Source organism: Halalkalibacter urbisdiaboli (assembly GCF_002156385.1).
Lineage (GTDB): Bacteria > Bacillota > Bacilli > Bacillales > Bacillaceae_D > Halalkalibacter_A > Halalkalibacter_A urbisdiaboli.
This window is the reverse complement of record NZ_MVJM01000009.1, coordinates 21,956-45,881: the sequence shown is the minus strand read 5'-3', so window position 1 is coordinate 45,881 and position 23,926 is coordinate 21,956. Positions and strand designations below refer to the sequence as shown.

The following is a 23,926-nucleotide window of genomic DNA, read 5'->3' as shown; positions in this document are numbered from 1 at the left end:
AATGGTGAGCTGATTAGCTCGAATAAATAATAAATTGACGAGATTTGATTTTATCGAAATAAAACAATCTCTTTTTCGCTTGGCTTTTGTTCAGTTTTCAAAGAACTCTTTTGTCCGTCGGCTTTCTTAGCGACTTTTCTATAATAACAAGTCTCTAAGATAATGTCAACAACTTTTTAAAGAATGATTTCACTGCTTTTGTAGCAACGAGATTTACTTTAACAGTTTCTCATACAAACGTCAAGATAAAAAAAGAATTTTGTTTAAGTTTGTCGATTAAAATAAAAAGCTCCCTTCATCAATTGAAGAGAGCTTCACCTTCCTATTATTCAGTCAAGAAAACGAAATACGCCAAGAAAACAAAGAATAACACATACATAATAGGATGAACTTCTTTCCCTCTACCCTTCGCTAGCATTGTAATTGGGTACATGACAAACCCTAATGCAATACCAGTTGCAATACTATACGTAAGCGGCATTGCTACAACCGTTAAAAATGCCGGTACAGCAATTTCGAATTTATCCCACTCAATTAAACGTAAAGAAGAAGCCATTAAAATCCCCACAATGATTAATGCCGGCGCTGTCACTTCAGATGTAACAACCGCCAGTAACGGAGAAAAGAACAAAGCAACTAAGAACAAGAGAGCTGTAATGACTGATGTGAAACCTGTACGACCACCAGCAGCAACACCTGATGACGATTCAATATAAGCTGTTGTCGTCGAAGTCCCTAAAATAGCACCAATCGATGTCGCACTCGAATCAGCCAATAAAGCTTTTCCAGCACGTGGTAGTTTATTTTCTTTTACAAATCCAGCTTGGTTAGCAACCGCATATAATGTACCAGCTGTATCGAAGAAATCTACAAATAAGAACGTAAGGATAACAATGAGTAATTGCACAGTAAAGATTGAACCCCAATCAAGGTTGAAAGCTTGTCCAAACGTAGGTTCAAGACTTGGAATCGCACCAAAAATTTGTGTAGGTGCCGGAACAACACCAAAAATCATTCCTACAATCGCGGTAGCAACCATCCCGTAAAAAATGCCACCTTGAAAACCACGAAGCATTAAAATAACAGTTATGACAATCCCAAACACCGCAACTAATGTTGTAGGCGAAAGAATATGACCAAGCGTCACCGCAGTCGCTTCAGAAGGAACAACAATTCCAGCTCCTTTTAAGCCAATAAAAGCAATAAATAGACCAATACCTGCTGCAGCTGCATATTTAAGCTCAGCCGGAATCGCATTAATAATTAATTCACGAATATTAAATACAGTAATAAGAATAAAAATAATCCCCGAACAAAAGACACCAAATAAAGCAACTCGCCAATCAATTCCCATTCCAAGAACAACGGAGTATGCAAAGAATGCATTTAAACCCATACCAGGTGCTAAAGCAATCGGATAATTTGCAAGCAAACCCATAATTAATGTTCCAATTGCAGCAGCCAATGCAGTTGCTACGAAAACTGCACCTGAATCCATCCCTGCATCACTAAGTATCGCTGGGTTAACAAATAAAATATAAGCCATAGATAAAAACGTCGTTAAACCTGCTATTGATTCCTTCCGATACGAAGTGCCTTGTTCTTTAAAACCAAAAAAACGGTCCATTTTCTTTCCTCCTCTTTTATCGCCAAAATGTTTTGTCTGAAAAAACAGACAAAAAAAGCTTCGAGTGTGTAATTCCCGAAGCTTCGACATAAAAAAAACCACTTGCATCCTCTACAAATAAATAAGGGATGCATTCGTAGTTAAGCTTTTTACGGTAGCTTAGTAGAGACTTACAGACCATATTCCTGTAATTATACGAATAGACATTTCTTTATTTAACAATTTAAATACTATCAATCGACAATTTTTTTGTCAATGGAAAACACGAACATTTTTACATATGTACACAAAAATCATTCGTTATTCCCACTCGATAGTTGCTGGGGGCTTTGATGTCACATCATAAACAACCCGATTCACATGCTTTACTTCGTTTACAATCCGTGTAGAGATTTTTTCTAATACATCCCAAGGGATTCTTGCCCAATCAGAAGTCATACCATCAATAGATGTCACTGCACGAATCCCAACTGTGTAATCATACGTACGAGCATCCCCCATAACTCCGACACTTCTCATGTTCGGTAAAGCCGTGAAATATTGCCAAATTTCGCGGTCCAAGCCTGCGTTTTTAATCTCTTCACGTAAAATGAAGTCAGATTCACGAACGATCTCTAATTTCTCCTCAGTAATCTCACCTAAAACACGTATACCTAAACCAGGACCAGGGAAAGGCTGCCTCCATACGATTTCATCAGGAATACCTAACTCTGTGCCAAGCTTACGAACTTCATCTTTAAACAATGTATTTAATGGCTCAATTAGCGTGAAGCTCATATCTTCAGGGAGCCCACCTACGTTATGGTGAGACTTTATCGTTTGAGCGGTATCAGTCCCACTTTCAATTATATCTGTGTAAAGTGTACCTTGGGCTAGGAAGTCCATATCTGTAAGCTTGCCTGCCTCTTCTTCAAACACATAAATAAACTCATTTCCGATAATCTTACGCTTTTGCTCCGGATCAGAAACTCCAGTTAATTTACCTAAGAAGCGCTCTTGTGCATCAATTTTAATCACATTCATATTAAAGCCTTCACCAAAGGTTTCCATTACACTCTCTGCTTCACCCTTACGAAGTAAGCCGTGATCAATAAACATACACGTAAGTTGGTCTCCGATAGCTTTATGAATTAATACAGCTACAACGGAAGAATCAACCCCTCCACTCAATGCGCATAACACTTTTTTATCGCCAACTAGCTCGCGGATTTTTTCGATCTCGACTTCAATGAAGTTGCCCATTGACCAATCACCTTTGCATCCACATACTTCAAATGCAAAGTTTTTCAACATATCATCACCAAATTGCGAATGACGGACTTCTGGATGAAATTGAACCCCGTAAAATTGGCGACTTTCGTTGCTCATTGCCGCAACTGGACAAGATGGATTAAAGGCATCAACAACAAACCCTTCTGGTGGGGCAACAATTAAATCGCCGTGGCTCATCCAAACAGTTTGTTCAACTGGTAAGCCCTCAAACAACTTTGATTGATTTTCAATTTTTATCGTCGCTTTTCCATATTCACGATGGTCAGCAGCTTCTACTTTTCCGCCAAAATGTTGTGTCATTAACTGCATTCCATAACAAATTCCGAAAATCGGAATACCTAAATCAAAAATCGCAGGATCACATTTTGGTGCTCCTTCAGCGTAGGCACTATTAGGACCTCCAGAGAAGATAATCCCTTTTGGATTTAGTTCTTTAATCTCTTCTGCTGTTATTTTGTTAGAACGAAGCTCACTATACACACCTAGATCACGAATCCGGCGTGTAATTAATTGATTATACTGTCCGCCGAAATCGAGTACGACAATCATTTCCTGACTTACTTCCATCTCATTTCCCACCCTTTTCATAAAGTTCCCAATACGCATATTCAAAAAAAGCCAGACTCTACCTACTTGTCCAATTCAAGAAGAAGGCAGAATTCTAGCTTCATACTGCCTTCATAGTCAGATCATTTACGGTAATCTGGTAGAAACTCTTAGACCCTATTTCTAAGGATATACGAAGGTACATAAACTTATTTACATTTTCAAATACTGCTACATTTTATCAATGTGCTAAATCATGGTCAAGATATGATTTTCCGAACAATACGTTCCCAACGCTGCTTTTGCTCATTCCAGCTTAGGTCAGTTTGTTTACCACCATAAATGCTACGCTCATATTCCTCAGTGATTAATTGCATATCCTTTGCCCCTAATGTCTCATCAATTCGCTTAGCATACTCTCTAAGAGTCTCACCATCATAGCGACGATGACCTGCAAACTTTAAAAACCAGAGCAGCCGTTCATAAGCTTGCAAAAATGTTTGTTGATTATTTTGTAGCTTAAATCTTCTTAGTAAATAAAGCTGAACGATTTTCTTATTACGAATCACAGTAAAGATTATGAGAATCATGAGTAGCGATAGAAAAAGCCATTTCCCTCCAGGGAGTGACCAATTAGCAACTATTGAACCGGCTTCTTCTTCCTCTTTAATTTCAAGCTCTTCTTCATCCAAATCAGAAAAAACCGGTTGAGCCTCCTCTTCCTCTTCTTCGATGGAATCGTAATACGGATCAGTATTTTCTACTTCAGGCGCTCTAAAATCAAATGTACTTGTAAATCCTCTCGTTGGTTCAAAAGGAACCCAGCCAATGTCAGGAAAATACACCTCTACCCATGAATGAGCATTTTGATTCGTTACTTTGTAAACATCTCGACCATCAGAAAGAGTATTTACTCGCTCTCCTTGGGTAAATCCTTTTACCCAACGTGCAGGAATATCAATAGAACGTAATAAAACAACCATTGCTGTCGAGAAATTATCACAATATCCTCTCTTCGATTCAAATAAAAATTGATCTACATAATCTTCTCCGCGCCTAGGAGTAGGCACATCTACCGTTTCATACGTATATTCAGTAGAAGCAAGATATCGTTCTATCGCCTTCGCTCGGTCATAACGGTTATCCTTTCCTGCAACAAGCTCATCCGCTAGTTCCTTGACACGTTCAGGTAAATTACCAGGTAGTTGTGTGTAATAATCAATAATGTCCTCAGGGTCTACCCCATCTAGATTGCGCAGTTCTTCAAGAACGAAGGTTGGATATGCATACCAGAAACGATAATTAGATAAAGTTATGTTATTGCCATCTTTCGAAGTAACAGCTTTGGCTGTATATCGATCTACTGCTAAATCTGCATTCATTATATGGTCTCTAGACAAAAGCTCCCCCGGATAAAATAACTGTTCGTAGCGCTTTGATGATTCTTCAGCAAACGCAATCTCTGCTTCTAATCGTTGGATTTCCAGCGCTGGATGAATCATCCCATCATAGCGAGAACTGTCCTCCGTCGTCTTTGGAGTCGTTACATCCCAGCCATTCCCGGTATAATAATCCTTTGTCTCTCCACGCCAATAGTGTCCCTGCTTCGCAGCCGCATAAAATACAGGTGTATCATCATCAATGAAGCCTCCACCTAATTGTTCATCATTGTTACCGTAACCTATCCGCTGCACGGCCTCACCATTTTGTCCACCTAATCCAACAGCAGCACGCATATACGGAACAGGATCAGCCCATTGAGGTTCAGGCTTTGGAGAAACGAAACCGAATAGTGTAGAGATGACAATCATTACTACGATCATCAACGATAGTCTAAGTGGTAAAAGCTTTGGGGTTGAGCCAAGCTTTTCTGTTTCAATAACGCGATACATCGATACAAGCCCAAGGAGCAGAAAGCCTATAACAAACGTACGAATAATCGCAAACGATGCATCATAAATCGTAAACGTATCAAGGACCGTAACATAGATGACTGTAAAAACAAGAAAAAATAATATTCTTCGTGCCTGAATCGTCCAATAGAATAATAGATAACTCATAATGGCTAACAAGACGAAAAAGAGCGTACTTCTAAATAAGTCCGTCAGCGCATACCATTGTCCCTCTAGCATATAAGTAAGGTTAAGCGATACATCTTTAAAGATGAGCGAAAACCACGTTAAAGAAAAAAATGCTCCATTATAGAATACTAGAGATAATCCATAGATTGTTAGTAGCACCTTTATACCGACTGAAATCCAAACAGGTAGCTGTAAAAACGTAATTATAAAATAAGCTGCCGTTACGATAACAAATACGTAAATAAAGCCTGTATCGGTAATATGAGGCAATGGTAAAAGCCACTCCATTAATAGTAAGAAACTTAGTCCATACAAAAAGAAATCCTTCCCTAAATCTAAACGGTTCCTTCTCGTAAACATGATAAACACCTCCAACCACGAAGCGCGTAGTATACACTCCATCAATGTTAAGAAGGAATCGTATGAATCGCAACCCCTAGTTTTTCACACTGTTCAGCTATTGTCTTTTCTCGTGATGATGTCGAAACGAGAAAAACATGTAGCTGTACATGCTGCCGCGTTAACACACGAAAAACATCTAGTAAGCCTTCATGAAGCTCTGTACATACATAATAAATCGTAGCACCATTCCAACTATGGTATAGCCGATGAACAGCCGGCATGGTTTCAGTCGTATTGTCTACTTTTGCAAAAACTTTAAGGGCGTTCAGTAGTGATTGTCTATTCGTTTCAAAAACAGACCAATCCGTTGACCAGATAGCGACTTGAACGGCTATTTGGACCTGGGAGAGTGATGTAACGAATGACGTAGCCAATTCTACTGTTTTTTCAAAATGTAGTTCTGATGACGATTTTCGATAAGGGTCAAACGCTACAACTACGTCTGAGCCACGATAGGACTCAAATTCCTTTGTCATTAACTGCGCCTTTCGTGCTGACTGTTTCCAATCTATACTCGTCATTCGATCACCGGCCACATATTCTCTAACGCCAGCTAAAGAACGATCCTCATCGTTCAATTGATTCGAAGACGTTCCCTCCGCAACCTTGATACTGTCACTAACATAAATCCGCTCGAGTTTTCTATACTTTGGGTAAACAAGAACTGTTTCCTCACAGGAGATTTCATTTCTTTTTTCATAGAGACCAAATAAATCCCCAAATTTTAGCTCGACCTTCTCAAAAACATGATTGCCCCGTTTTACATTTTTCACTTGATATGAAAAGTGAACCTGACGTTGAAGGGTAAAGAAAAAGAGCGCCCCATGTTCTTCGTTTTCCCCTAAATTTGCCGGGAGGTAATCTTGGACCCTCATATAAAAAAATGGATGAAATACGCTCTTCTTAATTGTGATGCGCACATTTAACGTATCACCCGCATGAAGGGCATTCTTATCAAATGTTCTTTCTACTTGAAACCCCCGAAACGTAAAAAACGAAACAACAATGGTTAAACCTAATACAGTTAGCACACTATAGAATAAGAACCAACTTACAAATCCACCCTGAAACATTGCATAGGAATACACAGCCACAACAATTAATAGTAAAATGACATATTTACCATATGTTTTTAATCTGTAAAATCCTTGCACATTGTCACCCTCTTTGTAAAACAGGGATATCGACCTTTTGATGAACGTCCTCAATCATTTGTTCGCCTGTTTTACCGGTCATTTTTGCTTCAGGTGTTAAGATAAGTCGATGAGCAAGGGTATAATACGATAAATGCTTTACATCGTCAGGAAGAACATAATCTCTTCCTTGTATAAATGCATAGGCCTGTGAAGCCTTTAACAAAGCAATTGAACCACGTGGACTTACCCCAAGCTCAACGGCACGATGTTTCCTCGTCGCTTGAACGAGAGCAACTATATATTGTTTGACAGGCTCACTTACATGAACTTGACTAACCCCTCGCTGCCACTCAAGCACCTCCTCCGTCTTAACAATAGCTTCTACACTATCAAGTGGGTGGCCTTGCTCCATTCTTCTTAATATCTCAATTTCTTCTTCATCACTTGGATAACCTAGCTTGAGTTTTAATAAAAATCGATCTAATTGTGCTTCTGGTAAAGGAAATGTACCTGAATACTCTACTGGATTTTGCGTCGCCATAACAAAAAAAGGTTTTTCAAGCTGGTATGTCTGGCCATCGATTGTCACACCACCTTCTTCTAATGACTCCAATAAAGCCGATTGTGTTTTTGGTGATGTTCGATTGATTTCATCAGCAAGAACGATATGGGCCATAATAGGGCCTTTACGAAATTCAAACTGCTGCGTTTGCTGATTAAAAATGGAAACACCTGTCACATCAGAAGGTAATAAATCTGGAGTAAATTGAATTCGTTTAAAATCAGCTCCAACCGACCTAGCAACCGCCTTTACCATCATTGTTTTCCCTACCCCAGGTACGTCTTCAAGTAGGACATGGCCACGAGCCAAAAGTGCGACAAGACTAAGTTCAATTTCTTTTCGTTTTCCAACTACTACTTTTTCTATATTGATAATCACTTCTTCGATTCGTTCAACTAAATGCTGCATCACTCTGCCTCCATTTCTCATACGGTAGCCACTCATCTTCCATCATATCACCTATTAGTCCTATTTTACGTTACATTTGCTTTACCAATTTTGATTGGTTTTTGTACTTAATGGTAAAGCTCAACGGCAGAAACGATTTAGAAAATACTTTTTAACTATACCAATTAAAACACAGAACGAAACCTAAAAAATGGAAACAGCTTGTACTTTTTTAAGTTGACATAAAATTTCAGCTTCTATATTTCCATAATTCATTTATATAGGAAGCATACTAACAAAGGAATAGGAGGGGAAATAATGTACCGATTGTATACTCATAATGACCTAGATGGTGTAAGCTGTGGAATTCTTGGGCGTTTAGCCTTTGGAAGAGAAATCGATATTCGCTACAACTCAGTACAAGGTTTGGACTTACAAATTGCAAGAGTTTTGGAAAGGGATTTATCAGAGGATGAATTATGGATTACCGATCTTTCGGTAAACAAGGAAAACGAAGCTCGTCTTGATGCGTTTTATCAAAATCAAGGTAAAATTACATTGCTGGACCATCATAAAACAGCCCTTCACTTTAATGACTATAAATGGGGTCAAATTACGGTTGAATATGAGGATGGTCGACTTGCAGCAGCAACGTCCTTATACTATGAACATTTACTTGAACGTGGCTTCATTAAGCGTTCTGACGCAGTTGATGAATTTGTCGAACTCGTTCGACAATGGGATACATGGGAATGGGACAAAAACCAAACAATGGATGCCAAACGCTTAAATGATTTATTTTTTATGCTGTCGATTGATGAATTTGAAGAAAGAATGGTGAAACGCCTTCAAGAAAACGAGCATTTCGCCTTCGATGAGTTTGAACAAAAGCTGTTAGAAATGGAAGAAACGAAAATTGAACGGTATATTCGGCGGAAGAGACGAGAGCTTGTTCAAACCTTTATTGGTGATTACTGTGTAGGTATCGTTCATGCCGAATCCTATCATTCAGAGCTTGGAAATGATTTAGGAAAGGATAGTCCTCACCTTGATTATATTGCCATTTTAAACGTCGGTAGTAAGAAAATGAGCTTCCGTACGATCCATGATGACATTGACGTCTCCGATATTGCTGGGTATTATGGCGGAGGCGGGCATGCAAAAGCCGCTGGCTCTACATTAACTGAAGAGGCCTACGATAGCTTTGTTGCAAAGCCCTTTACCATCGAACCTTTACGACTGGATGCTTTTAGAAATCACTATAATCTAAAGCATTCGAAAAATGGTTCGTTATATATCAACCACGAGGATCACCACTTCTTTATCTACCCAGTCGATGAAGAAGAATGGGTACTGGAGCAAAATGATGAACAAATCCAGACGTTTGGTTCCTTTGAAGAAGCGGAGCGTGAACTAAAACGAAATCATTTAGCATGGTTGGCTAGAGATGAACGTTATGTTCAATTTATCGCACAAAACGTCATTCGGAGAAAACAACTGAATGCGTATGCCAATTCACTTACATTCATTCGAGATAATACAAGTGATACTGAACAAACCTTCCCACATTAAATGAAAAAACCAGTGTTTGAATCAACACTGGTTTTTTCACTATTTTCGTAATAATGATAGGTCAAATTCTGGAACGAGTCGCTCTTTTGCTGCACGAACTAAAAGTGACTCAATTGCCGCAAAGCCTTCTTCCCCTAAATCAGCAGTAAAAGAATTAACATAGAGATCAATATGGGCTTGAGCCACTTCAGTAGATAGCTCTTGCGCATGCTCCATAATATACGTTTTCGATTCATTCGGATGAGACCATGCGTATTCAACAGATGCTCTAATCCAGTTAGCTATCGCATTTTGTTCAAGAGAACGGTGCGCAATAATTGCTCCAAGAGGGATAGGCAACTGTGTATCCTCTTCCCACCAGCTCCCTAAATCTCTCATCATGTTTAGACCGTAGTTTTGATATGTAAATCGAGCTTCATGAATCACTAAACCAGCATCAATTTTTTTGTCTCGAACAGCAGGCATAATCTCATGAAAAGGCATCACAACAATTTCCCCTATACCACCAGGTACATTCTGAGAAGCCCAAAGGCGAAAGAGTAAATAAGCTGTTGAACGCTCGCTTGGAACCGCAATCCGTTTACCTGACAGGGCCTTCGGATCCGTAGTAGTTGAAGAAGTTAAAACTAGAGGTCCACACCCCCTACCGAGCGCACCACCACAAGGAATAAGTGCATAATCTTTTAAAACCCACGGCAAAGCGGCAAAGGAAATTTTCTGGACTTCAGGTCCTTTTCCCTCAGCAGCCCAGTGATTTGTTATATTAATATCGGCGTATGTCACATCTAAAGGAGGTGCACCTGGGATACGTCCATGCACCCATGCGTGAAAAACAAATGTATCATTTGGACAAGGTGAAAATGCTATATTCATCGCAAAACCTCCGCTAAAACTGAACTTGCTAACTCAAGTGATACTAATGCTTCTTTCAATCGCCACGCTTCACGATCACGCGGCCCAACAAGATTAGATATTGTACGTATTTCAAGAACAGGAATATTAAATTGCTTTGCAGCGACAGCTACTCCGAATCCCTCCATTGCCTCCGCAACTGCATTTGGGTGTCTCACAAGCAATTCTTCAGCTGTATTCGCTGTTCCCGTTACTGTCGAAAGAGTTAATATCGGTCCAGACCCTACTGCAAGTCCCGTCCTTTTTAATGCTTCTACAATAGAATCCGCCGCTGCAACTTCAACGGATACCCATGAATACCCTAACTTCAGATCTTCCAAGCTACGGAATCCTTCAGCAGTCTCAGCCCCCAAATCAGCTGCAATTATTTCATTTGCAACAACAATAGAGCCAATACTAGCTCGTCCAACAAAGCCACCTGCGATTCCGGCATTTATGACTAAATCATAGTGTTCCACTGCAAGCTTTGCTGCTGTCGTAGCTGCTGCCTGCGCCAATCCCACTCCAGCAACTGCAACTTCAAATCCCGTTTCAGTCCCTAGACCACGTTCGACCGCCTCTTGTTCTGCTCTAACCGAGGTCATAATTAGAATACGTTTCATTGCAAGACTCCTTTAGTCAAGTGTACTAGATCAAAGCCTTAATAACTACTTTGATCTCTTTTAGTGATTTCACCTAAATATTAGGTCTCGAATACAATAAATCAACTTATAAAAGGAGAATTGACTATGTATCCAATTTACCCTTACTATTCTAAAAAACAAAAACTCGAAACACAACTAATTGCTTTTCCACCACAAACCCAAGAACAGCAGCCTGGACTTGAATACTTAATGGATCCACGTCCAATTTCCGAAAATGAGAATTATTTAGGCTCCGGAAAGCTACTTAATAAGGTCGCAATTATTACTGGTGGGGATAGCGGCATAGGGAAAGCTGTTGCCCTCGCTTTTGCAAAGGAAGGCGCTAACATTGTCATCGTCTATTTAAATGAACATAAGGATGCTCAAGCAACAAAAGAGCGAGTTGAACAAATTGGACAGAAATGTTTAACGATTTCAACCGATTTAAGAGAAGAAAAGGCTTCAGAAAAAGTTGTGTCAAAAGCAATGGAAAGTTTCGGAAATATTGATATTCTCGTTAATAATCATGCTATACAGTTCGTCCAAAAAAGCATTCTAGATATTACAGCGAAACAACTTGAAAACACCTTTCATACTAATTTGTTTTCATTTTTCCATCTAACGAAAGCTGTTTTACCTCATCTTAAAAAAGGAAGTTCGATTATTAATACAGCCTCTATTACTGCCTATGAAGGTCATCCAGAGTTAATTGATTACTCCGCGACGAAGGGAGCGATTGTTACATTTACACGTTCACTCGCTCTCTCGTTAGTCGATAAACAAATTCGAGTGAACGCAACAGCACCCGGGCCAATATGGACTCCACTAATCCCAGCGACGCTCTCAAAGGAAGATGTGGCGACCTATGGAGTAAATACCCCCATGAAGCGAGCCGGGCAACCTTTTGAGCTTGCTCCAGCTTATGTCTATCTTGCTTCAGACGATTCCGGCTATGTTACTGGCCAAGTTCTGCATATTAATGGCGGGAGCTTTATAAGCTCTTAATTTTCTTTATAAAAAATTTATAAAAACTTTATGTATAATCCTTTGTTAGCCTCACATACTACAAATACATCATGAAAAGGAGTGATTCAACATGACAAACAACAACAACTCAAACCAACTTTTAGTACCTGGAGTACAACAAGCAATTGATCAAATGAAGGTCGAAATTGCATCTGAATTCGGTGTTAACCTTGGCGCAGATACGACGTCTCGTGCAAATGGTTCTGTCGGTGGAGAAATCACAAAGCGCTTAGTGCAAATGGCTCAACAACAAATGCAAGGTCGCGTTTAATAAAAATGGCTTAAGGCGGTATGGATATCCATACCGCCTTTTCTTTTTCCCTAACTTTCGACTTTTCTCCTTAACCTGTTATAATTAGTATATTCTTGAAGGTTGAAGGTGGAAAAATGGAGATCCAAAAAATGCAAAACGAAATTGAGAGACTAAGTCATGTTAACCAACTTATCTTAGACTCTGTGGCTGAAGGAATTTACGGAATCGATTTAAATGCAAAAGTTATTTTATGGAATAAGGCAGCTGAAAGCCTCACTGGCTATGCCATAACTGATTTTGAAAGTGATAATCTTCATAACCTCATCCATCACACAAATCGTGAAGGTGAACATATCCCCCTTCAACAATGCCCCGTTTATCATGCATTAAACAGTGGTGAAAACCTATTTATAAAGGATGATATATTTTGGAGGAAAGACGGGTCTTACTTTCCCGTTGAATATACAGCAAATCCAATGATTGAACAAGGAAAGCATGTCGGAATGGTCATCACTTTTCGTGACATGACTGAAAAGAAGAAAACAGACGAAATTTTATTGCAGTGGGAAAAGCTTTCTTTAGTTGGACAAATGGCAGCAGGGGTTGCTCATGAAATCCGTAATCCAGTGACGTCATTAAAAGGGTTCTTCCAATTAATGAGAGCAAATAAAGAGTATAATGATAGCTATTTTGACATTATGGATTCAGAATTTAATCGAATTGAATCCATTATTAAAGAGTTGTTAATGTTTTCAAAGCCTCATGAATCACATTATACTAACCAAAAGATAGCTAGTCTAATTGAAGAAGTGATTATGTTAATGGAACCTCAGGCTCTAATTAAAAATATTAACATCGCAACTGATTATGACACGTCCTCTGAGGCTATGGTTTATTGTATTGAACACCAACTTAAGCAAGTTTTCATTAATCTTATTAAGAATGCGCTTGAGGCGATGGAAAATGGCGGAACAATCGTAATTAAAGTCCAACATATAAATGATGAGTTTTTGATTCAAGTTACGGATGATGGAGCAGGAATACCAGATGATGTTATCGAGAAACTCGGTGAGCCTTTTTATTCAACGAAAGAGAACGGAACCGGCTTAGGATTAATGGTTACTAATAATATTATTAAAAATAACCATCAAGGAGCCATTCATGTAGAAAGTCAATTGGGAAAGGGTACAACTTTCACAGTAAGATTACCTAATTTCGAGAATATGTAAATAGGGGATGTCCCAAAAGATTCATTTTTAACCTTTTAGAACATCCCCCCTTAGCACTGTAGACACTACATGTTTAAAAAGCCTTACGATGAGTCCTTTCTCATCGTAAGGCGCGTAGCGAACGGAGCCATTGGTATTTTAACGATTTTCCTTATAGATAAAGTAATCAAAATCAGCATATTTATTTTCCCCGGATGTATCTTGGCACTGCATTCCAACAAATGCTCCTGTAAAGAAACCGCCACCTTGAATGTAATCATCAGACAGCTTATAAGATTCAAAGTCAATTGGAATTTCAATCCACGCTTCGCCATCAAAAGAGTAAGAATACGTATAAATAGCTGCTTTTACATTTACTCGCAAATACACATATTCTATCCCTTCAGGAATGACAATTTCCCTACCTTGTAATGGCTGAGCGAAAGTGAAATTATCGCACGTCATCAGTTCAAGAATTCTCCCCTTTTCTTCATGCCAAGAGATTTGTAAAGAGGTCCAGTTTTGCGTATTGTAATAGTTGACTAATCCAGCAGAATGTTGGAAAGACTCTGGTTGAAAGGCCACTTTCGTCTCAGCTGTAAAATGAAAATGCTGCCAACGTCGTGCTACAAATGCTTGTGTAAACTTCGATGTTAAAGACTCCCTACCGTGAATACGTAGATGACCAGGGTTTTCTTTTAACGATACAATCTCTTCCCCTAAAGGAATACGTAATGTTTGAAAATGACGATTTAACGTATCTGTATTAAAATCATCTTTCTCATCAAAGTCTGGTTTCCATTGAACTTCTGGAATATTCGGTCCTTCAATTTCAAGCGAAGGCTGGTTCCCGCCTACAACATATGGCCAATCTTCCCTCCACTCTACTCGTTGAATGGCTGTTTCTCTTCCTAACGGGCAATAGCCACGAGGATCTAATAAGGGCTGACCTTCTCTAGATAAAGGTCGTCCTGTCAAATGAACTAAAAACCATTCATCCGTATGAGTTTGAACGATTGATGCATGCCCCGCCTTTTGTAATGGATTTCTCGGGTATGGGAACGATGTAATTAAAGGGTTATCTGGATGAACTTCATAAGGTCCCCATAGATTTTTAGAGCGAGCAATCGTTGCACAATGGTCGTATTTCGTACCACCCTCTGCAGTTAATAAGTAATAATAATCATTAATTTTATATAGATGCGGCGCTTCTGTTAATTTAATATCCGTTCCTTTAAAAATAACTTCCTTTTTTCCAACAAGCTTCTTTTGACTATGATCATACTCCTGCAAAACAATTCCATAAAAATTATGATTACCTACTCGATGGTCCCAAACCATATTTACAAAATATTTCTTTCCATCTTCATGATGAAACAATGACGGATCAAACCCCGAACTGTTCATATGAATCGGCTCTGACCACTCTCCATCAATTGTTTCGCACGTAACTAAATAATTGTGGCAATCTTTCCATTGCCCTTCCGTAACCTTTACATCCGTATAAATTAAGTAAAATTGACCATCACTAAATGATAGCTGCGGAGCCCAAATCCCTCCAGAATCGGGATTCCCCATCATATTTAGTTGACTTAATCGATTTAAAGGCCTTGACGCTAAACGCCAATTTTTCAAATCCTTCGAATGATAAATCCCTACACCCGGAAACCATTCAAATGTCGAGACTGCAATATAATAGTCCTCACCTACACGACAGATACTAGGATCTGGATTAAAGCCAGTTAAAATTGGATTTTGAATTTTCGCCATAATTATCCTCCTTTAGTTGCATATATTCCATTTAAAGGTATTATCCTTTTACTGAACCTGAAGTAATCCCTTCTACAATACGGTTACTTAACACAACAAATGCAATTAAAATCGGTAATATACTAATCATTAATGTGGCACCGATCGCACCCCAATCCGTTTGGTACTGCCCTATGAAGTTTTGAATACCTACTGTCAGAGTTTTATACTTGTCTGAACTAATGAACGTATTAACAAACACGAACTCATTCCAGTTGTAAATCATATTAATAATCGCAGTTGTAGCAACTACAGGTCCCGTAATCGGTAAAATAATTTGGAAGAATAGACGATGAATCGAACATCCATCCATAATCGCAGCCTCTTCCAATTCACGAGGAATCGTATAGTAAAAACCGAGTAAAATCATAATCGTTAACGGTAAGTTAAATGCCGTATACGTTAAAATAATCGCTAATGGATGGTCCATCAAGTTAATCTTATTAAAGAAATTAAAGAGAGGAATAATCGTTGAGTGAACCGGGATCATCATTCCAACCATAAATAAACCTAACATTAGCTTATTTGCTTTCCAGTTCATCCTCGTAATCGCAAATGTTACTAAACTTGCAAATAATACCGTTAAAACTACCGAAGCGACAGTAATAAATACACTGTTAAAAAAGTATTGACCTATATTTCCTTCCGTCCAAGCTCGCACATAATTTTCCCACTTTGGATCAGTTGGAATAGCGAGTGGGGCTAAATTAAACACTTCTTGATTATTTTTTAATGAGAACAGAAATAACCATACTAGTGGAAGGATTTGGACAATAGCTACAACAATTAACGTTATATAAAGTAAAGCTTTAGCTACCCGTTGAAAAAAGGCATTTTCAAACATAGTAGGTTTATTTGTTTGTGGTTCCACATTCATTCCCATTGCCAGTCCTCCTTTTAGTATTGAACTTCATCATCTTTTGAAGTTGTTAACTTACGAATCAGCCATGTAAACACTAAACAGATTACAAGTAAGAAGAAACCTGCTGCACTACCATAGCCGAAGTTATAAGAACGAAACGCCTGCTTATACATGTAAGATGCCATGACCTCACTCGCTCCGTTCGGTCCACCATCTGTCATAACATAAATTAAATCAAAATATTTTAATGAACCAACAACGGCTAGGACAATGGTTACTTTAATAACACCTGAAATAAGAGGAAGCTTAATTTTCCAACCAATCTGCCAAGGCGTTGCACCATCAATTCTAGCCGCTTCTACTAATTCATTTGGTACGTTTCTAAGCGCTGCATAGTATATTAAAATGTAAAATCCAGCATATTGCCAAATAATCGGAATGAAGATCGAATATAAAACAATATTTGTATCGGCTAACCATAAAGGTGGATTCTCGATCCCCAATGAAGTTAAAAATCTATTCATAACACCGTTTGTTGGGTGATATATTCTCATCCACAATTGCGCAATCGCAACAGAAGAAAGTAACATTGGAACTAAATAAATCTTTCTAAATAAATCTGCACCTTTAATTTTTCCAGCTAAAACAAGAGAGATGATCAAATAGCCAACTAGACTTAATACAGAGAAGATTGCAAGTAATAAAGAATGCCCTGCACTACTCCAAAACATACTATCTGTTAGGAGCACTTGATAGTTTTTAAACCCGATAAACTCCATACGACCTATGCCGTCCCATTTCATTAACCCATAGTAACCTGTCAAAACAATAGGAACATACACTAAAACCATGAGTAGGATAAATGCTGGTAGGACATATAAGGCAATAACCTTTTTATCTGACATGACTCTATTCATTCAGCCTCTCTCCCTTCTTTATAAAATAGAAAGAGGGTGTCAAAAGGGGGTGTATATTATAACCTTTTGATCCACCCTCTGACATCTCACTTTGTTAATTATTTTAATGAACAAAGTGAGATGTATGTTATTAAAGAACTTACTCGTCCTCTGCTAATGCCTTTTCATGAATTTCTGCAAAACCTTCTGGTGTAACCTCTTTCCCAAATAATGCTTGAATAGCATCTAAATGAACTTCTGCAACATTTGAACTCATCTGCACATCTGCAAACAAAGTAATATTTGATGCATTATTAAGGTCTTCTAATACTTCAATAAATAAAGCTGGTAATTCAACTGCTTCAGTATCTACTTGTGTTCCAGGAATAACGCCTGCATCAACTACAGCCTGATCGCCCCAACGCTCAACAAAGTATTTAACGAAAGCTTTAGATTCTTCTTTTACATCTGAATTTTCAGCTACGAATAAACCGACACCAGGTCCACCAACCCAGCTATTAATGTCACCAGCACCACCTTCAACTTGTGGGAATTTAAAGAATCCAATGCTATCTCTAAATTCTTGTGGTACTTCCTCGTTTGTCGTGTAGTTTGGTAAATCCCATGAACCGATAAGATACATTGCAGCATTCCCGTTCATGAACTCTGATTTTGCTTCTTGGTCAGATAACCCGTTAAAGCCTCTAATAAACGCATTACGATCAACTAAGTTTTGAATTTCTGCAGCTGCAGAGATTAAACTTTCATCTTCAAACGTTCCTGTACGGTCAATAGCAGAATTAAGTGCAGTTTCTCCACCAAAGCGATCGGCAAGATACATATACCATAATGACCCTGTCCAACGATCTCTGTTACCTAGAGCGATTGGTGTTACACCATTTCCAGCTAGCGTATCAACAACAGTTAAAAACTCTTCATAAGTTTCAGGTACTTCTACACCATTCTCTTCAAAAATTGCTTTATTATAAAATACTGGAGCGATGTTTAACTCTAAAGGCAGGGCATAAGTTGACCCGTCTACTTCATACGCTTCTCTCGTTCCTGCAACAAATGAATCTTTAAATTCATCATCTAAAATATCATCTAGAGAAGTAAATCGTTCTCCTCTAACATAAGGTTCCATAAATCCAGCCGGCCATGTCATTCCAACGTCGGGTAATTGATTAGAAGAAGAAATGACCTGTAAACGGTTTTTATATTGCTCATTCTCTAACACTTCAACCTCAACCGTTACATTTGGATTTTGCTCTTCAAATTCTGAAACGATTTCGTTTACAATTCGATGATGGTCAGGAGAGCTACCTGCTGGCCATAGATGCATGAAATTAACTGTTACTTCTTCTTGGCCCGAGTCAGAGCCCTGTTCATTGCCACTACCTGCAGATTCTCCGTCCGAACCACCGGAACATCCAGCTAAAATAAGACCGAATAACGCCATTGACGTAAACGCTTTCTTTAACATTTTAATTCCCCCTGTTTTCATTTAGAATAAAGAACTCTCTTACTGCTTAAAGTATAGCATTGGGGAAGTATAGTCATAAGGTAACAGTCTTTAGGTAAAATACCACTTTCTTTAGAATGCGCTTTCATTTTTTCGGTATTTACTTGGTGTCATCCCTTCATATTCCTTAAACACTTTTATAAAATATTTAGTCGTTTGATAGCCCACTTCCTCTGATATTTCATTAACCGTTAAATCAGTGCTTAAAAGCAGCTTTTTCGCCTTTTGAATTCGACTCCGCGTAACGTATTCACTAAAATTTAAGTTCGTTTGTTCTTTAAACAATGCACTTAAATAGCTTGGGCTTAAATGAATATGATTGGCAACATCCTTAAGATTTAACTGTTGCTTCAAATGCTTGTCCACATATGCCATTGCTTCTTTAATTGGTGAAGCTTTGTCCATCTCATCTTGTTTAACATCGATTAATTTATTATCTACCGTCCTTTCCATCATTGCTGCTCTTTCCCTAGAGGCTTCTACCGCTAATGCTTCCTCAACAGCCTCAATCAATATTTTACTTGAAATCGGTTTTAGTAAATAGTTTACGACACCAAGGCGAATCGCCTCTTGCGCATAATCAAACTCGGAATAGGCAGACATGATAATCATGACCGGTTTTTGATTCTTTTTTTGCAACGTGTCTAACATTCGTAAACCGGTCATTTCAGGCATTCGGATGTCGGTAATAATTAAATTAATTTTTCGGCTATCTAAGATGTTTAATGCCTCGCTTCCATTTTCCGCTGTTAAAATCTCTAGCCTTCCATCCGCCCACATTTCTAGTTTCTTTTTAATTCCTTGCCTCGTTCTCGGCTCATCATCAACAATCAATATCGCTTTAGACTGAATCATCGAACCCCTCCATCTCTAGGTATTTCAAACGAAACACAAGTACCTTTGCCAATCTGACTTTGTATGGATAATCCATTGGCTACATCCTCTTTATAGTAAAGTTGCAATCTTTTATTTACATTAGCAATTGCCATACCATTTCCTTTAATAGATGCTACCTCCCCCTCTTTTAACGACTCTACTAGCCTTTTCACTGTATCCTCGCTCATGCCCGGACCATCATCTACTACACTTATTAGCAGAGTAGACGTTTCTTCTAAACGTTTAATTAAAACGGAGACCATTCCCTCGCCATTCTTATTACCCACACCATGCAATACAGCATTTTCAACTAAAGGCTGAATTAATAGTTTCGGGATTTTTACGTGCATATCTTGTTCATCAACCTCAAGCTTCCACGTTAAACGCTCACCGAATCTCCAAGCCATAATTTGCATGTAACGCTCGATATGATTAAGCTCATCCTTAATCGTTACCCACTCATTTTCCTTCTCTGGGTTACTAATCGTATATCGAAACAAGTCAGCCATAACAATCACTAGCTCAGCCACATCATCTTCTCCCTTTTCCTCTAATGACCAATATAATGCTTCTAGCGTATTAAAAAGAAAATGGGGATTAATTTGCGCTTGAAGTGCTTTTAGCTCGGTTCGACTTCGTAAAATTTCTTTCTCATATACAACTTGGATTAAATGGGTATTTCGTTCTACCAATTGATTGTACGTGTCATTTAATTCATTAATTTCGACAGTTGATGAAATCCCCGGATTGGATTGCAGATAGCCTAATGTTGAAAAGCGCATCGTTTTCGTTAGCTTCTGAATAGGACGAGTAATCATGGTCGATAAGAATAAAGAGCTTAAGAAAAAGATTACAAAACCAATTGCCCCTGATACAATAATTGCTGTTCTTAACACAGCAGTATCTTCGGTTAGAGCATCCACTGGTGTTAAAATGACCGTTGTCCAATCGGTCATTTTCGAAGTATGCGTAACGACTAAGTACTCATCTTTATTTATCGTAACGGTTTGCTCGTGCTGAGTTGGGAGCTCTACATTCATATTACCAGCATTTGAAATAATCGTCTTTTGGTCTGCATCAAGTAAAAACATATATCCTTGTTCTTCTGTGTCACTTGGCTGTTCATTAAAATCTATATAAAGCCGATTCACCCTTGTGACTAAATATCCCCCTGGCGAAAACCAGCGATCCATTAAATTAATTCGTCGTAATACTAAGAAATAATGCTCATCACTCGGATCCTCACCAATCCAAACGAGTCTACCATCCCCTTGATTAGCCTTCCGAATCCATTTTGTCTCTAGTCTTTCAACAAGGTTTTTTTCACTTAACGGAAAAAGACGCTCATACGTATTAGAATACAACTCAAACGAATGAACACCACTAAAATAAGCTTGATAGGAATTAACGATTTGCATAATCGATTGACGCTGGTTAAAGCTAGCCGGCTTCCCTTCTACTTCTTCATAAAATAATCTTTGCACATAGGCATCAGTAACCACTTGGCTCGTCAGCATATCTATTTGCTGATAAAGCGCATCCATATGCCCACTTGCTTGAATAGCCGTTTGTTGAATCTGCTTCTCTGCATTCGTCTTGAGGACAGACGAAACAATATGATACGTCATAATTCCAATAAACAGCAAGACAATCATGATTACAAGTAGAAAAACGGCAGAAATCTGATTCCTTAAAGTATTGTATTTTGCAAACTTATTTAACACCGTCATTCAACCTTTCTATTCATCAACTAATTGCTCAAATTATATCATTAATTATAAAGAACGTTTGGCAATTAAAGCGATTACATAAATCAGGAAAATGTCCACAATTTTTAAAAATGCTAAGTATCATGACGTACAAAGCTTTTACAATCGTAACATCCTCCTTAAACCACGTTTTACACATTCTTTGCAGTCATATTGCAATTTTTCATTTCATACTTTAAGATGTTCCATAAAACTATCACGCTTTATACAATTTTACTGCTTGTTACGTATTTTAAATAATAGAGTGTTAGTGAGGAGAAGCTATGAAATTAATTGCAACCGATTTAGATGGTACGTTACTAAATGAATCAAGTGAAATTAGTGTGGAAAATGCAACAGCCATTAAAAAGGCTCAAGAACTTGGAGTAGACGTTGTTATCGCTACGGGGCGAAGCTATGAAGCTGCAATAAAACCATTAACAGCTGCAGGTTTATCATGCCCTCTCATCTGTTTAAACGGTGCTCAAATCTACTTAGAAAACAGAGAATTAATTCGCAATATTCCTTTGGATAAACAGGCATGTGAACGTATCAAACAAGTATGTGAACAAGAATCTGTTTATATCGAGGCTTTCACAAGCCAAGGAGGCTTCTCAGTCAGTCGGGAGGAATTTATCGAAATCATCGTTAACATTATGAAAACTCACTATCCTACTTTAAGTACAGACGACATCAAAGAAAAAATGAAGCAACGATTTCAGGACGAACAAATTGAAGTAGTTGAAAATTTAAATATGCTTATTGATAATGCGGACATTGACATCTACAAATTTCTAGCTTTCTCCCTGGAAGACGAACGTTTAGAAAAGATCCGTAAACAATTAGAGCAAGATGGAGATATTAACATTACTTCTTCCGGGCATCTGAATCTTGAGTTTAATCACCCCGACGCTAACAAAGGAAGTGCTTTATCACTCTATGCTAAACGGTTAGGCATTGAAATGGAAAATGTGATGGCTCTCGGTGATAATTTCAATGATCTCAGTATGCTACAATTGGTTGGTTTAAGTGTTGCGATGGAAAATGCAGACCCGGCTATTAAAGAGTTGTGTGACTATACGACAAAGACCAACACAGAACACGGCGTAGCTTTTGCAATTGAAAAAATGTTAAAGACGCTAGTATAAAATCATAACAAAAACCCCCTCAACCTTGTAAACAGGCTTTAGGGGGTTAGTCATTATTCAGATATTTTGGGTTATAGAAATCACTTTTATCCATGGTTATGAACACTTGGCATTTGCGATTCACAAAGCCCCATCATTTCAGCAAGTAAGTCATTTCCTACTAATGGTGTCCAATCAATTTCAATCCCTTTTCCTGGAGCAAGTGCCTTTCCCCTATATTCTTGATTTTCATTTGCGGCAATGAAAATATCCCAGCTCCAACGAGATTTATCATATCTTTCATCAGTATTTTCAATTTCTACCAAATAATAATTTTGAACCTTAAATTCTTCTTTGTTCATTAGAACCACTCCTTGTCACTAGTTGCTTGTCTATTATAATAGTCTGAAAACGAACACCATGAAAGTGTTGTGTTATATTTATTGACATAATAAATACGACTTATACTCGTGTAGCAAATAGAGTGAGATGAACAACATAGACGTTTTTACAATTACTATTGATTTGTGTATATCAATACTTTATTAATTTTTCCACCTCAAAATTTTGTATGACTCAATTCTATTTATTTACTTTTAGTTCCTTTTTAACCTCTGTTACGAATACTAATTTAACATCTAATAATGTATGATTCCTATTAGCAATTTCTAATTGTCCATTGCCGTAATTATGTATCACTTGGTACTTTTTATTTTCGTAAACCACTTCGTCCCCTATAGACAGCTTATCCATAATCGCTCACCCTTTACTATATAAAAAACTAAGAACGTGCTAGTTCTTTCCTCATATACTACGTATTTGATAAAAATTTTTAGGGGGTATAACTCTAAACTCTCCTTACCCCTACCTACGCTGTATCTTTGTTTACCTTTAAAAAAGTTGTAACCCCAAAAAAATAAGTTCTAACTTCCTAAAAATGGATTATATTTTACTATGTCTATATCAATAGACGCATCACATACTTCACCCTCACCCCGAAACAGGTAAAAATTAGGTACCCTACCATAAAGGAGTCGATCCATGGACGAACAGTATAATTTAAAAGGTTTACTGCTTTTATGTAAGAGGCGAATCATGACTATCCTCTTGTCCTTCACTTTGATTATCGTTTTAACAAGTATAATGACTATTTATGTCTTGGAACCAAAGTACGAGTATTCAAAGCAAGTCATTGTTGGTCAGCTAGCTTTCAAGAACGAAAATGACAGCTACACATTATCAACTGCTAATATTCAACTTATTCGTTCTTACATGGATGTCATAATAAGCTCTATTGTTCTTGATGCGATTATTCAAGAGCTAGAATTAAATCGACCTTACATGATCTCATCCTAAGATATGAAAAAGAAAAAGCTCCCCACAAGTTCAGTGAACTTATGAGAAGCTTTTTCTAGTTCTGGTTTAGAAATGTAGTCAAAATGTAGAATGACACTTTAAACCATCCAAAATCCTATATTT

21 protein-coding genes and 2 riboswitches are annotated in these 23,926 nt (G+C 38.0%); of the genes, 6 read left to right on the top strand and 15 right to left on the bottom strand.

All coding sequences use genetic code 11. The features are described 5' to 3' along the window. Window positions 1–325: 325 nt before the first annotated feature. From B1R93_RS22395 to B1R93_RS22375, 5 genes are all read right to left on the bottom strand, one after another. Window positions 326–1,627: an NCS2 family permease gene (locus tag B1R93_RS22395; protein WP_088106119.1), complete on the bottom strand. Its 1,302-nt coding sequence runs from the start codon at window positions 1,625–1,627 to the stop codon at window positions 326–328. Between the two features lie 117 nt (window positions 1,628–1,744). Then, a riboswitch (purine riboswitch) is annotated at window positions 1,745–1,846 on the bottom strand. 81 nt (window positions 1,847–1,927) lie between these two features. Continuing rightward, window positions 1,928–3,466, bottom strand: a complete 1,539-nt coding sequence (guaA, locus tag B1R93_RS22390) for a glutamine-hydrolyzing GMP synthase (protein ID WP_088106118.1) — start codon at window positions 3,464–3,466, stop codon at window positions 1,928–1,930. Window positions 3,467–3,560: 94 nt separating this feature from the next. Beyond that, a riboswitch (purine riboswitch) is annotated at window positions 3,561–3,662 on the bottom strand. A 43-nt stretch (window positions 3,663–3,705) separates the two neighbouring features. Beyond that, window positions 3,706–5,886 carry a transglutaminase TgpA family protein gene (locus B1R93_RS22385; protein WP_088106117.1) on the bottom strand — a complete coding sequence of 727 codons (2,181 nt, stop codon included), beginning with the start codon at window positions 5,884–5,886 and terminating at the stop codon, window positions 3,706–3,708. A gap of 47 nt (window positions 5,887–5,933) precedes the next feature. Then, window positions 5,934–7,082 carry a DUF58 domain-containing protein gene (locus tag B1R93_RS22380; protein ID WP_088106116.1) on the bottom strand — a complete coding sequence of 383 codons (1,149 nt, stop codon included), beginning with the start codon at window positions 7,080–7,082 and terminating at the stop codon, window positions 5,934–5,936. Window positions 7,083–7,086: 4 nt separating this feature from the next. Then, a complete protein-coding gene (locus tag B1R93_RS22375; protein WP_088106115.1) occupies window positions 7,087–8,034 on the bottom strand; it encodes an AAA family ATPase in 948 nt (315 codons plus the stop codon). Window positions 8,035–8,331: 297 nt separating this feature from the next. On the opposite strand from B1R93_RS22375, the gene B1R93_RS22370 reads away from it, so the two are divergent. Next, window positions 8,332–9,585 (top strand): DHH family phosphoesterase, encoded by a 1,254-nt coding sequence (locus B1R93_RS22370; RefSeq protein WP_165763917.1) that lies wholly within the window; start codon window positions 8,332–8,334, stop codon window positions 9,583–9,585. 39 nt (window positions 9,586–9,624) lie between these two features. Here the strand turns inward: B1R93_RS22370 and B1R93_RS22365 are convergent, their stop codons facing one another. Beyond that, on the bottom strand, window positions 9,625–10,458 hold the full coding sequence (locus B1R93_RS22365; protein WP_088106114.1) for a 1,4-dihydroxy-6-naphtoate synthase: 834 nt from the start codon (window positions 10,456–10,458) through the stop codon (window positions 9,625–9,627). After that, the gene (locus B1R93_RS22360) at window positions 10,455–11,099 is read right to left on the bottom strand and encodes a futalosine hydrolase (protein WP_088106113.1); all 645 of its coding nucleotides are present in this window, start codon (window positions 11,097–11,099) and stop codon (window positions 10,455–10,457) included. The genes B1R93_RS22365 and B1R93_RS22360 overlap by 4 nt, the downstream gene beginning before the upstream one ends. A gap of 126 nt (window positions 11,100–11,225) precedes the next feature. Here B1R93_RS22360 and B1R93_RS22355 point away from each other — a divergent pair, with 126 nt between their 5' ends. From B1R93_RS22355 to B1R93_RS22345, 3 genes are all read left to right on the top strand, one after another. After that, window positions 11,226–12,125, top strand: coding sequence for an SDR family oxidoreductase (locus tag B1R93_RS22355; RefSeq protein ID WP_088106112.1), 900 nt, complete (start codon window positions 11,226–11,228; stop codon window positions 12,123–12,125). 91 nt (window positions 12,126–12,216) lie between these two features. Next, on the top strand, window positions 12,217–12,417 hold the full coding sequence (locus B1R93_RS22350) for an alpha/beta-type small acid-soluble spore protein (RefSeq protein ID WP_088106111.1): 201 nt from the start codon (window positions 12,217–12,219) through the stop codon (window positions 12,415–12,417). Between the two features lie 116 nt (window positions 12,418–12,533). Further along, window positions 12,534–13,628: an ATP-binding protein gene (locus tag B1R93_RS22345; protein WP_088106110.1), complete on the top strand. Its 1,095-nt coding sequence runs from the start codon at window positions 12,534–12,536 to the stop codon at window positions 13,626–13,628. 138 nt (window positions 13,629–13,766) lie between these two features. Here the strand turns inward: B1R93_RS22345 and B1R93_RS22340 are convergent, their stop codons facing one another. From B1R93_RS22340 to B1R93_RS22315, 6 genes are all read right to left on the bottom strand, one after another. Further along, window positions 13,767–15,377, bottom strand: coding sequence for a glycoside hydrolase family 43 protein (locus B1R93_RS22340; RefSeq protein WP_088106109.1), 1,611 nt, complete (start codon window positions 15,375–15,377; stop codon window positions 13,767–13,769). A gap of 40 nt (window positions 15,378–15,417) precedes the next feature. Further along, window positions 15,418–16,260, bottom strand: a complete 843-nt coding sequence (locus B1R93_RS22335) for a carbohydrate ABC transporter permease (RefSeq protein ID WP_245308415.1) — start codon at window positions 16,258–16,260, stop codon at window positions 15,418–15,420. A gap of 53 nt (window positions 16,261–16,313) precedes the next feature. Beyond that, window positions 16,314–17,195 (bottom strand): carbohydrate ABC transporter permease, encoded by an 882-nt coding sequence (locus tag B1R93_RS22330; protein WP_088106108.1) that lies wholly within the window; start codon window positions 17,193–17,195, stop codon window positions 16,314–16,316. Window positions 17,196–17,334: 139 nt separating this feature from the next. After that, window positions 17,335–18,657 (bottom strand): extracellular solute-binding protein, encoded by a 1,323-nt coding sequence (locus B1R93_RS22325; RefSeq protein WP_088106107.1) that lies wholly within the window; start codon window positions 18,655–18,657, stop codon window positions 17,335–17,337. A 111-nt stretch (window positions 18,658–18,768) separates the two neighbouring features. Then, complete coding sequence (locus B1R93_RS22320; protein WP_207634193.1) at window positions 18,769–19,551, bottom strand: response regulator transcription factor; 783 nt, start codon at window positions 19,549–19,551, stop codon at window positions 18,769–18,771. After that, window positions 19,548–21,296: a cache domain-containing sensor histidine kinase gene (locus B1R93_RS22315; RefSeq protein WP_245308412.1), complete on the bottom strand. Its 1,749-nt coding sequence runs from the start codon at window positions 21,294–21,296 to the stop codon at window positions 19,548–19,550. The genes B1R93_RS22320 and B1R93_RS22315 overlap by 4 nt, the downstream gene beginning before the upstream one ends. 308 nt (window positions 21,297–21,604) lie before the next feature. Between B1R93_RS22315 and B1R93_RS22310 the strand changes: the two genes are divergently transcribed. Continuing rightward, entirely contained in the window at window positions 21,605–22,468 is an 864-nt protein-coding gene (locus B1R93_RS22310) for a Cof-type HAD-IIB family hydrolase (protein ID WP_088106105.1), read from the top strand. An 86-nt stretch (window positions 22,469–22,554) separates the two neighbouring features. Here B1R93_RS22310 and B1R93_RS22305 read toward each other — a convergent pair whose 3' ends face one another. Next, entirely contained in the window at window positions 22,555–22,809 is a 255-nt protein-coding gene (locus B1R93_RS22305) for a hypothetical protein (protein WP_088106104.1), read from the bottom strand. A gap of 220 nt (window positions 22,810–23,029) precedes the next feature. Continuing rightward, entirely contained in the window at window positions 23,030–23,200 is a 171-nt protein-coding gene (locus B1R93_RS23175) for a hypothetical protein (protein WP_165763916.1), read from the bottom strand. A 288-nt stretch (window positions 23,201–23,488) separates the two neighbouring features. Here B1R93_RS23175 and B1R93_RS22300 point away from each other — a divergent pair, with 288 nt between their 5' ends. Next, window positions 23,489–23,803 carry a Wzz/FepE/Etk N-terminal domain-containing protein gene (locus B1R93_RS22300; protein ID WP_133058701.1) on the top strand — a complete coding sequence of 105 codons (315 nt, stop codon included), beginning with the start codon at window positions 23,489–23,491 and terminating at the stop codon, window positions 23,801–23,803. Window positions 23,804–23,926: the final 123 nt, after the last annotated feature.